We start from the raw sequence: 13,082 nt of genomic DNA, 5'->3' as shown, positions 1-13,082 counted from the left end.
ATGTTTTATCACGAAAACTTTGACGTCATCGTCGTAGGTGGTGGTCATGCTGGAACGGAAGCTGCTCTTGCGTCTGCTCGTACAGGCCAAAAAACTCTGTTACTCACACACAACATCGACACTTTAGGTCAAATGTCTTGTAATCCTGCGATTGGTGGGATCGGCAAAGGCCATTTAGTCAAAGAAGTGGATGCATTGGGTGGCCTTATGGCTCAAGCAATTGATAAAGCCGGTATTCAATTTAGAACCTTAAACGCTTCAAAAGGTCCGGCGGTTCGTGCTACTCGTGCACAAGCGGATCGTCTGTTGTATAAACATGCTGTCCGGACCACATTAGAAAATCAACCGAACCTGACGTTATTCCAGCAAGCGGTGGATGACCTGATCGTTGAGCAAGATCAAGTCACCGGTGTGATCACCCAAATGGGCTTAAAGTTCAAAGCGAAAGCCGTGGTATTAACGGTAGGGACTTTCCTTGGCGGTAAAATTCATATCGGTTTAGAAAACTTTTCTGGCGGCCGAGCTGGCGATCCACCATCGATTGCACTGGCTGATCGTCTCCGTGCCTTACCTTTCAGAGTTGATCGTTTAAAAACGGGTACGCCTCCGCGTATTGATGCTCGTACGGTTGATCTTGAAAGTTTAGAGAAGCAATACGGTGATAACCCGACCCCTGTATTTTCATTCATGGGTAAGCAAAGCGATCATCCTGCTCAAATTCCGTGTTTTATTACTCACACTAATGAGAAAACGCATGATGTTATCCGTGCTAACCTTGATCGTAGCCCAATGTATTCAGGTGTGATTGAAGGTATTGGTCCACGTTATTGCCCATCAATTGAAGATAAAGTGATGCGTTTTGCTGATAAAAACAGCCATCAGATCTTCATTGAACCCGAAGGTTTAACCACCACAGAGTTATACCCGAATGGTATTTCAACCAGTTTGCCGTTTGACGTACAAGTTAAAATTGTTCAATCAATGAAAGGCTTTGAAAACGCGCAAATCATGCGTCCAGGTTACGCGATTGAATACGATTTCTTCGATCCTCGTGATTTGAAGCAAAGCTACGAAACCAAATTTATTTCAGGTTTATTCTTTGCTGGACAAATTAACGGCACTACTGGTTATGAAGAAGCCGCAGCACAAGGTTTAATGGCGGGTTTAAATGCTTCGCTGTTCACTCAAGGCAAAGAAGCCTGGAGCCCACGTCGTGATGAAGCTTACATGGGCGTATTGATTGATGACCTTTCAACCATGGGTACCAAAGAACCGTACCGTATGTTTACTTCTCGCGCAGAATATCGCTTATTGCTACGTGAAGATAACGCAGATTTGCGTTTAACCGCGAAAGGTCGTGAGCTTGGTTTGGTAGATGATGAACGTTGGGCGCGTTTTAACCAAAAAGTAGAAAATATGGAATTGGAACGTCAACGTTTGAAAGAAACGTGGATTAATCCAAAATCAGCTAATGTAGCAGAACTTAATCAACTACTTAAAACACCCATTACGCGTGAAGCAAGTGGTGAGGATCTGCTGCGTCGCCCTGAAATGACTTACGAGAAATTGATCACCTTAGAAAACTTTGCTTCTAGCATGGATGATCCTCAAGCGACTGAGCAAGTGGAGATCCAAGTCAAATATGAAGGCTATATTGAGCGTCAAAAAGAAGAGATCGAAAAATCTTTACGTCATGAAAATACCAAATTACCCGTTGATCTTGATTACAAACAAGTGAAAGGCTTATCTAACGAAGTGGTATTGAAATTAAATAACGCCAAACCGGAAACCATTGGTATTGCATCACGTATTTCAGGTATTACCCCTGCTGCGATTTCCATTTTGTTAGTCCATTTGAAAAAACATGGTCAATTGAAGAAGGGAGATGCTGCGTGAATCCCACTTTAATCAATTCTGCATTGAGAGATAAACTTGATGCTTTATTATCTCAAACAGAACTGGATGTTTCTGAGCAGCAAAGAAATCAGCTTGTTGGCTATGTGGTACTGTTAGACAAATGGAATAAAGCCTATAACCTGACTTCGGTTCGTAACCCGATGGATATGTTAGTCAAACATATCATGGACAGTATTGTGGTGAGCCCTTATTTACCGGGTGACCGTTTTATTGATGTCGGTACAGGTCCCGGGTTGCCAGGTATTCCATTAGCGATTTTAAACCCAAGCGCTCATTTCACGTTGTTGGACAGTTTGGGTAAACGCATTCGTTTTATTAAGCAAGTTTTGCATGAGTTAGGCATAAGTAATGTTGAACCGATGCAAAGCCGAGTAGAAGAATATCAGCCAGAAATTGGCTATGATGCTGTTATCAGCCGCGCTTTTGCTTCTATGATGGATATGGTGGAGTGGTGTTACCATTTACCGAAAGAAGAAAGCGGAGTTTTTCTTGCGCTTAAAGGACAATTGCCTGAAGATGAGATGTCTCAGTTGCCTGATACGCTGACTGTATCGGCAATTCATATTTTGCAAGTTCCTGAATTAGAAGGTGATCGTCACTTAATCGTTTTGGAAAAAAAGGGATTATAACGGGGTTCTCGTGGGGAAAATCATTTCAATTGCAAACCAAAAAGGTGGCGTAGGGAAAACGACAACATGCGTTAACCTCGCGGCTTCTATGGCAGCAACCAAACGTAAGGTCTTGGTCATCGATCTTGATCCGCAAGGTAATGCCACCATGGCAAGCGGAGTGGATAAATACGATCTTGATTACACCGCTTACGACCTGTTAGTAGAGCAAACGCCTTTTGATGAAGTGGTATGTCGTAAAACCCCTGCCGGTTATGATCTTATTGCGGCCAATGGCGACGTTACCGCCGCAGAAATCAAATTGATGGAAGTATTCGCTCGCGAACTGCGTTTAAAAAATGCGTTAGAGCCTATTTGGGAGCAATACGATTACATTTTTATTGATTGCCCACCTTCACTTAACTTATTGACGATTAATGCGATGGCAGCTTCACACTCGGTATTAGTGCCGATGCAATGTGAATACTTTGCCTTAGAAGGTTTAACCGCTTTAATGGACACCATCAGCAAACTTGCTGCGGTGGTTAATCACGATTTAAAAATCGAAGGGATTTTACGGACCATGTTTGATCCGAGAAATCGCTTATCCAATGATGTTTCTGAACAATTGAAGAAACACTTCGGTGATAAAATGTATCGTACCGTGATCCCACGTAATGTGCGTTTGGCCGAGGCACCGAGTCACGGGAAACCCGCGATGTATTATGATAAATATTCAGCTGGTTCAAAAGCTTACTTAGCTTTAGCTGGAGAAATATTACGTCGAGAAGAAGCCAAAGCTGCGATGGTTTAAAGCAGTAATGGTTTAGTGGTTATATCGTTTTAGCGCTCATAAATTATTGATAGAAAAGAAAGGAAAACCCTCAGATGTCTAAACGTGGTTTAGGTAAAGGTCTTGATGCCCTACTTTCGACCAGTTCACTGGCGAGAGAAAAACAACAAAAAGCGGCACAAAGCCAAGCTTTATCTTCTGAAGGCCAACTGGCAGATATTGCCATTTCTCAACTCTCTCCAGGTAAATATCAGCCACGAAAAGATATTCAACCAGAAGCACTGGAAGAATTATCCGCGTCCATCCGTTCTCAAGGTATCATCCAGCCGGTTGTTGTTCGTAAAATTAACGAGTCTCAATTTGAAATCATTGCCGGTGAACGACGTTGGCGTGCGGCTAAATTAGCCGGTTTAACACAAATTCCGTGTGTAGTGAAAAATGTGCAAGATCGCGCGGCGATTGCAATGGCATTGATTGAGAATATTCAACGTGAAAATTTGAATGCGATTGAAGAAGCTCAAGCACTGGAAAGATTACAAAAAGAATTCGAATTAACTCATCAACAAGTGGCCGATGCGATTGGTAAATCTCGCACGGCAGTCACTAATTTACTGCGCCTCAATACGCTTGATGAAGAAGTAAAGCATTGCGTTATATCAAAACAATTGGAAATGGGGCACGCTCGAGCCCTGCTTTCACTGGAATTATGTGATCAAAGTAATGTTGCAAAAATTGTTATTGATAAGAAATTAACCGTTAGACAAACTGAAGCTCTAGTAAAAAAACATTTAGAGCCGGTAGAAGATAAACCGATGCAAGAAGACCTTCCTGCACAAGGATTAGCGGAGCAATTATCTGAGCGATTTGGTACTAAGGTAGTGATTCGCCGTAATGCTAAAGGTAAAGGCAAAATTACTATTGATTTTGAGGACATGGAGCAATTAGCTACTCTCCTTAACACAAACTTAGATAGAAATTAACTCTGTTATAAGAATATCGCTAAACAATTAACAGAATGTAAAAATAATCATTTTACACCTTGCTATGTTCTGTCATATGGACAAAGTAAGGTGTAGTATGTTCTGCGCATACAGCTGAGCTTAAAAAAAGAGCTAAAAAATAAATGTAATTGGGTGTAAATAGAATGTTTTTTTTAGTTTTAACTCAGTTTATTGTGATTGGCGCTTTTAGCTTGATCAGCTCGTATGTTCAGGGAGAGATGGCAGCGAACTCTGCCATTTATGGGGGGCTGGTGTACTGCATCCCGTATATCGTTACTCGTTTGTATTTAGACAAGCCAGGGGCGGATACGGCAGCAAAAGTGATGGCGAAAGCCTATATAAGCTTGGCGTACAAATTTGTGATTACCGGCGCTCTGTTTGTGTATTTTTTTAAATACATGGAAGTGCACCTTATCACCTTCTTTGTGGGCTATATCTTAGCTTTTGTTGTGCAATGCATTATGTCATTTGGTTTTATCAAACGTAATTAGACAGGATATCTAATGGCTGGTACAGGTGAATTAACTCCTCAGGAGTACATCTCACACCATCTACATAACCTTCAAGCAGGTAGCGGATTCTGGACGTTTAATATTGATTCATTGATCGTGTCGTTCGTACTGGGCGCTGCGATGTTATGGGTCTTTTATCGCGTTGGTCAAAAAGCCACTAGCGGCGTGCCAGGCAAGCTTCAATGCTTTGTAGAAATGGTCGTTGAGTTTGTTGATGCCTCAGTAAAAGATATTTTCCATGGAAAGAATGCATTAGTGGCTCCATTAGCGTTAACCGTCTTCGGATGGATTTTCCTAATGAACCTAATGGATCTTATTCCGGTCGATTTTCTTCCTCATACAGCAACACTTCTTGGTATTCCTTACCTACGTGTCGTACCAACGGCTGACGTAAACATCACTATGTCTATGTCACTTGGTGTCTTCATTTTAATCTTGTACTACAGCATTAAGATGAAAGGTATCGGCGGGTTTGCCAAAGAATTGGGCTTACAACCTTTCAACCACTGGGCTTTCATTCCAATTAACCTAGTGCTAGAAGGCGTAACCTTGCTGTCTAAACCAGTCTCTTTAGGTCTGCGTTTATTCGGTAACATGTATGCAGGTGAGTTGATTTTCATTTTGATCGCAGGGCTTCTGCCTTGGTGGTCTCAATGGCTTCTTTCCGTGCCATGGGCGATTTTCCACATTTTAGTAATCACCCTACAGGCATTTATCTTTATGATTTTGACGATAGTGTATCTATCTCAAGCATCAGAAGAACATTAATTAAAAAATTTTTTACATAACATTCAGATAAAACTTGGAGTTATAAATGGAAAACTTAAACATGGATCTGCTGTACATCGCTGCGGCTATCATGATGGGTCTTGCGGCAATCGGTGCGGCAATCGGTATCGGTATGCTAGGTGGTAAATTCCTAGAAGGTGCAGCTCGCCAACCAGATCTTATCCCTCTACTACGTACTCAGTTCTTCATCGTAATGGGCCTTGTGGATGCGATTCCAATGATCGCTGTTGGTCTAGGTCTATATGTGATGTTTGCGGTCGCCGGATAAAATTTAATCCCGGTATTTGTTTTAAATTGCAAACAAAGGAGAGTATGCGGTGAATATTAACGCAACTCTGTTAGGTCAAGCGATAGCGTTTGTGCTATTTGTGTGGTTCTGCATGAAGTATGTGTGGCCACCACTAATGGCAGCAATCGAAAACCGTCAGAAAAATATTGCTGATGGTTTAGCAGCCGCTGACCGCGCAGCTAAAGACTTGAGCCTGGCACAAGCTAATGCTTCAGACAAATTGAAAGAAGCGAAAAAAGCTGCTGCTGAGATCATTGATCAAGCGAACAAACGTAAAAGCCAAATTTTAGAAGAAAGCCAAATTGAAGCTCAAGCTGAGCGTCAAAAGATCCTAGATCAAGGCCGTGCTGAAATTGAAACTGAACGTAATCGCGCTCGTGATGAACTTCGCAAGCAAGTCGCTGTATTAGCGATCGCCGGTGCTGAGAAAATTTTGGAGCGTTCAATCGACGAAAACGCACACCAAGATATTCTTAACGATATTACTGCAAAACTGTAACTAGAGGGGCAGCATATGTCTGATTTGACTACAATCGCACGCCCCTATGCTAAAGCAGCTTTTGAATTTGCGGTCGAGAAAGAAGCACTAGGCCAATGGTCTGAAATGCTTTCTTTCGCTGCCGAAGTCGCAAAAAATGACAGCGTAGTGAGCTTATTGAATAAATCGGTTGCCTCCGATCAATTAGCTGAAATCTTCGTGTCAATTTGTACTGAGTTTGATGAACATGGTCAAAACTTCATTCGAGTTTTGGCTGAGAATGGCCGATTAAAAGCCCTTCCAGAAATTTGCGAAGAATTTTTGATTCTGAAAAAAGAATTAGAAAATCAAGTTGATGTAACAGTGACTTCTGCCAAAGAACTGACTGAAGCACAATGCGCAGATATCGTCAGCAAACTTGAGCAGCGTCTTGAGCGTAAAGTAAAGCTGAATTGCAGTGTAGATGAGACTCTACTTAGTGGAGTTATAATTCGAGCCGGAGACTTAATCATCGATAACTCAACTCGCGGTCGTTTGAACCGTTTGAGTGACGCATTAATGTCTTAATGGGGATTGGAGCATGCAACTTAATTCCACTGAAATTAGCGATCTGATTAAACAGCGCATCGAGAAATTCGACGTTGTTAGTGAAGCTCGCAATGAAGGTACTATCGTTTCTGTAAGCGATGGTATTATCCGCATCCACGGTCTAGCCGATGTGATGCAGGGTGAAATGATTGAACTACCTGGTGGCCGTTATGCACTAGCACTTAACCTTGAGCGTGACTCGGTTGGTGCGGTTGTAATGGGCCCATATTCAGATCTACAAGAAGGCATGAAAGTAACGGGTACAGGCCGTATCCTTGAAGTGCCAGTAGGTCCTGAAATGTTAGGCCGTGTGGTAAACACACTAGGTCAACCAATTGATGGTAAAGGCCCTATCGATGCAAAATTAACTTCTCCAGTAGAAGTAATTGCACCAGGGGTTATCGATCGTAAGTCAGTAGACCAACCAGTACAAACTGGCTATAAGTCTGTTGACTCAATGATCCCAATCGGTCGTGGTCAACGTGAACTTATCATCGGTGACCGTCAGACTGGTAAAACAGCGATGGCGATTGATGCCATCATCAACCAAAAAGATTCTGGTATTTACTCTATCTATGTTGCGATTGGCCAAAAAGCGTCAACTATCGCTAACGTAGTACGTAAATTAGAAGAGCACGGTGCACTAGCAAACACTATCGTGGTTGTGGCATCGGCGTCTGAATCTGCGGCACTTCAATACCTAGCGCCATACTCTGGCTGTGCGATGGGTGAATACTTCCGTGACCGTGGTGAAGATGCACTGATTGTTTATGATGATCTATCTAAACAAGCGGTCGCTTACCGTCAGATCTCTCTACTTCTAAAACGCCCACCTGGCCGTGAAGCTTTCCCTGGTGACGTTTTCTACCTTCACTCTCGTCTACTAGAGCGTGCTGCTCGTGTAAACGAAGAATACGTAGAACGTTTCACTAACGGTGAAGTGAAAGGTAAAACCGGTTCTTTGACAGCATTGCCTATCATTGAAACTCAAGCGGGTGACGTATCTGCATTCGTACCGACTAACGTAATCTCGATTACCGATGGTCAGATCTTCCTACAAACTGAGCTATTTAATGCCGGTGTTCGCCCAGCGGTTGACCCAGGTATTTCGGTATCTCGTGTAGGTGGTTCAGCGCAAACTAAGATCATTAAGAAACTGTCTGGTGGTATTCGTACTGCACTGGCACAGTATCGTGAACTTGCAGCGTTTGCTCAGTTCTCATCTGATCTTGATGCAGCGACTAAGAAGCAGCTAAACCACGGTCAAAAAGTAACTGAGCTGATGAAGCAGAAGCAATACGCTCCATTCTCAGTATTTGATCAGGCACTTGTGATTTTTGCAGCTGAGCGCGGCTATCTTGATGATGTCGAGCTTAACAAGCTAGCGGATTTCGAATCTGCACTACTGTCGTACGCTCATGGTCAATATGCTGATTTCGCAGCTGAAATCAACAAGACGGGTGCTTACAACGATGACATCGAAGCCAAGCTTAAAAAGCTAGTCGATGACTTCAAAGCAACCCAGACCTGGTAATTCGTAGGTGATGTTTTCTATGCTGATTTGTGAGGGTTACAACATGAGTCGACAAGTCACATCACCTTTAGCGAATATCCATTAATGGGCTCTTCATAAACGGAGAAAACGATGGCAGGCGCAAAAGAAATTCGTACCAAAATTGGTAGTGTGAAAAGCACACAAAAAATTACGAAAGCAATGGAAATGGTAGCAGCTTCTAAAATGCGTCGCTCTCAAGACGCAATGGAATCTTCTCGTCCATATGCACAAACAATGCGTAAAGTGATCGGTCACGTAGCCAACGCTAACCTTGAGTATAAGCATCCTTATCTTGAGGAGCGTGAAGCTAAAAAAGTTGGTTATATCATTATTTCTACCGACCGTGGTCTGTGTGGTGGTTTGAACATTAATTTGTTTAAAAAAGCCATTACAGACATGAAAGGTTGGTCTGATAAAGGCGCAAGTGTTGAGCTTGCTGTGATTGGCTCAAAAGCCACGGCCTTTTTCAAAAGTGCAGGCGCTAAAATTTCTGCTCAAATTTCAGGTTTAGGTGATGAGCCTAGTCTTGAAGCTTTGATCGGTAGTGTTGGCGTCATGCTGAAGAAATATGATGAAGGTGAGTTAGATCGCCTTTACGTGGTATTCAACAAATTTGTGAATACCATGGTTCAAGAACCAAAGATCGATCAATTGCTACCTCTGCCTAAATCAGATAGCGATGATATGAAACGCACTCATTCTTGGGACTACATTTATGAGCCCGAGCCGAAGCCATTACTCGATACATTATTGAAACGCTATGTTGAGTCTCAAGTGTATCAAGGTGTGGTGGAAAACCTTGCGTGTGAGCAAGCGGCGCGAATGATTGCGATGAAAGCTGCAACAGATAATGCCAGCAACTTGATTGAAGACTTACAACTTGTGTACAACAAAGCTCGTCAAACAGCGATCACACAAGAATTGTCGGAAATCGTATCAGGTGCAGCAGCAGTTTAATTTCGTTATTAAATTTAGTGCTTAGGTAATTAAATAGTTTAGAGGATTTAACGATGGCTACAGGTAAGATCGTACAGATCATCGGTGCGGTAGTCGACGTAGAGTTCCCACAGGACAGTGTACCTCGTGTATACGATGCCCTGAATGTAACTGAAGCGAAAGAACGTCTTGTTCTTGAAGTTCAGCAACAGCTTGGCGGTGGCGTAGTTCGCGCAATCGTTATGGGTAGCTCTGATGGTTTACGTCGTGGTTTGGAAGTGGTTAACACAGGCGCTCCAATCTCAGTACCAGTTGGAACAAAAACGCTAGGTCGCATCATGAACGTATTAGGTGATGCTATCGATGAGCGTGGTGACATTAACGCAGAAGAAACATACGGTATCCACCGTGCAGCACCAAGCTACGAAGAGCAGTCTAACGTGACTGAACTTCTAGAAACGGGTGTTAAAGTAATCGACTTGATTTGTCCGTTCGCTAAGGGTGGTAAAATCGGTCTATTCGGTGGTGCGGGTGTAGGTAAGACCGTTAACATGATGGAACTTATCAACAACATCGCACTTCAGCACTCTGGTCTATCTGTATTTGCGGGTGTAGGTGAGCGTACTCGTGAGGGTAATGACTTCTACTTTGAAATGCAGGAAGCGGGTGTTGTAAACATCGAAGAACCTGAAAAATCAAAAGTAGCAATGGTTTACGGTCAGATGAACGAGCCACCAGGCAACCGTCTGCGCGTAGCTCTGACTGGTCTAACGATGGCGGAAAAATTCCGTGATGAAGGCCGTGACGTACTATTGTTCATCGATAACATTTACCGTTATACCCTTGCAGGTACAGAGGTATCGGCACTTCTAGGTCGTATGCCATCTGCGGTAGGTTACCAGCCAACACTAGCTGAAGAAATGGGTGTGCTTCAGGAGCGTATTACCTCGACTAAACAAGGTTCTATCACCTCTGTTCAGGCGGTATACGTACCTGCGGATGACTTAACTGACCCATCTCCAGCAACGACGTTTGCGCATTTGGATGCAACGGTTGTACTTAACCGTAACATCGCGGCTATGGGTCTATACCCTGCAATCGACCCATTGGATTCATCATCTCGTATGCTTGATCCACTTGTGGTTGGTCAAGAGCACTATGACATTGCACAAGGTGTTCAAACGACTCTACAACGTTATAAAGAGCTAAAAGACATCATCGCGATCCTAGGTATGGACGAGCTTTCTGAAGAAGATAAGCAAGTCGTATCTCGTGCACGTAAGATTGAGCGTTTCTTAACTCAGCCATACCACGTAGCGGAAGTATTTACTGGCGACCCAGGCGTGTACGTTTCTCTAAAAGAAACACTACGCGGTTTTAAAGGTCTGATTGCTGGTGATTACGATGACATTCCAGAGCAAGCGTTCATGTACTGCGGTACGATTGACGATGCTGTTGAGAATGCTAAGAAGCTGTAAGTTTATAAAAGCATTAAGTTTAGACTAAACGATAAAGCTTATTAGGAGGCAACATGGCTATGACTTTTCACCTAGACATCGTAAGTGCTGAGAAAAAATTATTCTCAGGTACGGTCGAGTCTTTCATGGTGACAGGTAGTGAAGGTGAGCTAGGGATTTATCCTGGGCACACCCCGCTTCTGACTGCTATTAAGCCTGGCATGGTGCGTCTAGTGAAACAACACGGCCACGAAGAAATCATTTATGTTTCTGGTGGTATGGTAGAAGTTCAGCCGGGTACAGCGACTGTACTGGCTGATACCGCCATCCGTGGTGAAGACTTAGATGCAGCTAAGGCTGAAGAAGCCAAACGCAAAGCTGAGGAAAATATCCATAATCAGCATGGCGATATCGACTTCGCACAAGCGGCGAGTGATTTAGCGAAAGCTATTGCTCAGTTACGAGTAATCGAGCTAACTCGCAAACGTCGCTAATTATTAGCGTTAGTAGAGTAAACAAAGGCGGCCAATTGGTCGCCTTTTTGTTTATTTGCCTTGCCTAAAACTCGTTTTAATCTTGCTGAAACTCGCATCTTGAGGTTACTTGGGTATAAATTCCAATATTTTGATCTGTATTGACCAGAAATTCACGAGTAATTGCTCATTTTTTAATGAAATCATGTAGAATTCGCTCAACGTAAAAATAATAGGAAACCCCAATGAAATTTAGCGCTGTGATTCTTGCTGCGGGTAAAGGCACTCGTATGTATTCGGAAAAGCCAAAAGTTCTGCATACTTTGGCGGGTCGCCCAATGGCAAAACATGTGATTGATACTTGTGTCGGTTTAGGTGCGCAAAATATCCACCTTGTTTACGGTCACGGCGGCGATCAAATGCAACAAGCGCTGCAAGATGAACCAGTGAATTGGGTATTACAATCGGAGCAGCTCGGTACTGGCCATGCCGTCAACCAAGCGGCGCCGGATTTTGCTGATGATGAAAAGGTGCTAATCCTTTATGGTGACGTGCCACTGATTTCAAGCGAAACCATTGAAAACCTATTAGATGCGCAACCAACCGGCGGTATCGCTCTTCTTACTGTTATTTTAGATAAACCTGCTGGTTATGGCCGTATTATCCGTAAAAACGGCCCCGTGGTCGCGATCGTTGAGCAAAAGGATGCGACTGAAGAACAAAAGCTGATCAAAGAAATCAACACCGGTGTGATGGTGGCAACCGGTGGCGATCTGAAACGTTGGTTAGCTAATCTGAAAAATGAAAACGCACAAGGTGAATATTATCTCACTGACGTGATTGCTGCTGCGCATGATGAAGGCCGAGCGGTAGAAGCGGTACACCCGGCCAACCCGATTGAAGTGGAAGGGGTGAACGATCGCTCTCAACTGGCGCGTTTAGAGCGTGCTTATCAATCCATGCAAGCTCAGCTGCTGCTTGAGCAAGGTGTGATGCTACGTGACCCAAGCCGTTTTGACTTACGTGGTGAAGTGCAGTGCGGTATGGACGTTGAGATTGACATCAATGTGATTATTGAAGGCAATGTGTCGATTGGTGATAACGTGTTTATCGGCGCCGGTTGTATCTTAAAAGATTGCGAAATCGACGATAACAGTGTGATCAGCCCATATACGGTTATTGATGGTGCAACGGTAGGTGAAGAGTGTACTGTTGGCCCATTTGCTCGTCTTCGTCCTGGTTCTGAACTAAAGCAAAAAGCCCATGTCGGCAATTTCGTTGAAATGAAAAATGCCACGTTAGGTTTGGAATCGAAAGCGGGTCACTTAACGTATTTAGGGGATTCTGAGATTGGTGCTCGTGTGAATATCGGTGCAGGCGTGATCACATGTAATTACGATGGCGCGAATAAATTCAAAACCACCATTGGTGATGATGTGTTCGTAGGCTCTGACTCACAATTGATTGCACCAGTTAGCATTGCCAATGGTGCCACAATTGGTGCGGGCACGACGCTAACCAAAGATGTGAAAGACAACGAATTGGTGATCACTCGTGCTAAAGAGCGTGTGATTGCCGGTTGGAAACGTCCGACTAAAAAATAGAATTAAGTTTGAAAAAACCGTTGCTCTAAAAAGCAAAGCCCACAATTAAGTGGGCTTTGTTATATCTGGCTTCTCGATATGA

14 protein-coding genes are annotated in these 13,082 nt (G+C 43.4%); all 14 read left to right on the top strand.

From position 1 onward, the window contains the following. The 14 genes from mnmG (at position 1) to glmU (ending at position 13,000) form a co-directional block, all read left to right on the top strand. Positions 1–1,896 carry a tRNA uridine-5-carboxymethylaminomethyl(34) synthesis enzyme MnmG gene (mnmG, locus tag Vgang_RS12000; protein ID WP_105902960.1) on the top strand — a complete coding sequence of 632 codons (1,896 nt, stop codon included), beginning with the start codon at positions 1–3 and terminating at the stop codon, positions 1,894–1,896. Next, the gene (gene rsmG, locus Vgang_RS11995; RefSeq protein WP_105902959.1) at positions 1,893–2,546 is read left to right on the top strand and encodes a 16S rRNA (guanine(527)-N(7))-methyltransferase RsmG; all 654 of its coding nucleotides are present in this window, start codon (positions 1,893–1,895) and stop codon (positions 2,544–2,546) included. The genes mnmG and rsmG overlap by 4 nt, the downstream gene beginning before the upstream one ends. Before the next feature lie 10 nt (positions 2,547–2,556). Further along, entirely contained in the window at positions 2,557–3,339 is a 783-nt protein-coding gene (locus Vgang_RS11990; RefSeq protein ID WP_105902958.1) for a ParA family protein, read from the top strand. A gap of 74 nt (positions 3,340–3,413) precedes the next feature. Continuing rightward, on the top strand, positions 3,414–4,298 hold the full coding sequence (locus tag Vgang_RS11985) for a ParB/RepB/Spo0J family partition protein (protein ID WP_105902957.1): 885 nt from the start codon (positions 3,414–3,416) through the stop codon (positions 4,296–4,298). Between the two features lie 164 nt (positions 4,299–4,462). Further along, positions 4,463–4,810 (top strand): ATP synthase subunit I, encoded by a 348-nt coding sequence (locus Vgang_RS11980; protein WP_105902956.1) that lies wholly within the window; start codon positions 4,463–4,465, stop codon positions 4,808–4,810. A 12-nt stretch (positions 4,811–4,822) separates the two neighbouring features. After that, positions 4,823–5,599, top strand: coding sequence for a F0F1 ATP synthase subunit A (gene atpB, locus Vgang_RS11975; RefSeq protein WP_105902955.1), 777 nt, complete (start codon positions 4,823–4,825; stop codon positions 5,597–5,599). 46 nt (positions 5,600–5,645) lie between these two features. Next, positions 5,646–5,888: a F0F1 ATP synthase subunit C gene (atpE, locus tag Vgang_RS11970; RefSeq protein ID WP_017024253.1), complete on the top strand. Its 243-nt coding sequence runs from the start codon at positions 5,646–5,648 to the stop codon at positions 5,886–5,888. A 49-nt stretch (positions 5,889–5,937) separates the two neighbouring features. Next, positions 5,938–6,408 carry a F0F1 ATP synthase subunit B gene (gene atpF, locus Vgang_RS11965; protein WP_105902954.1) on the top strand — a complete coding sequence of 157 codons (471 nt, stop codon included), beginning with the start codon at positions 5,938–5,940 and terminating at the stop codon, positions 6,406–6,408. A 15-nt stretch (positions 6,409–6,423) separates the two neighbouring features. Next, positions 6,424–6,954, top strand: coding sequence for a F0F1 ATP synthase subunit delta (atpH, locus tag Vgang_RS11960; protein ID WP_105902953.1), 531 nt, complete (start codon positions 6,424–6,426; stop codon positions 6,952–6,954). 13 nt (positions 6,955–6,967) lie between these two features. After that, positions 6,968–8,509, top strand: coding sequence for a F0F1 ATP synthase subunit alpha (gene atpA / locus Vgang_RS11955; RefSeq protein ID WP_105902952.1), 1,542 nt, complete (start codon positions 6,968–6,970; stop codon positions 8,507–8,509). Positions 8,510–8,620: 111 nt separating this feature from the next. Then, complete coding sequence (gene atpG, locus Vgang_RS11950) at positions 8,621–9,487, top strand: F0F1 ATP synthase subunit gamma (protein WP_105902951.1); 867 nt, start codon at positions 8,621–8,623, stop codon at positions 9,485–9,487. 53 nt (positions 9,488–9,540) lie between these two features. After that, positions 9,541–10,944 (top strand): F0F1 ATP synthase subunit beta, encoded by a 1,404-nt coding sequence (gene atpD / locus Vgang_RS11945; RefSeq protein WP_105902950.1) that lies wholly within the window; start codon positions 9,541–9,543, stop codon positions 10,942–10,944. 53 nt (positions 10,945–10,997) lie between these two features. Next, complete coding sequence (locus Vgang_RS11940; protein ID WP_105902949.1) at positions 10,998–11,417, top strand: F0F1 ATP synthase subunit epsilon; 420 nt, start codon at positions 10,998–11,000, stop codon at positions 11,415–11,417. A 224-nt stretch (positions 11,418–11,641) separates the two neighbouring features. Beyond that, positions 11,642–13,000, top strand: coding sequence for a bifunctional UDP-N-acetylglucosamine diphosphorylase/glucosamine-1-phosphate N-acetyltransferase GlmU (glmU, locus tag Vgang_RS11935; RefSeq protein WP_105902948.1), 1,359 nt, complete (start codon positions 11,642–11,644; stop codon positions 12,998–13,000). Positions 13,001–13,082: the final 82 nt, after the last annotated feature.

Source organism: Vibrio gangliei, from assembly GCF_026001925.1.
Lineage (GTDB): Bacteria > Pseudomonadota > Gammaproteobacteria > Enterobacterales > Vibrionaceae > Vibrio > Vibrio gangliei.
This window is presented reverse-complemented; position numbering and strand designations above follow the sequence as displayed.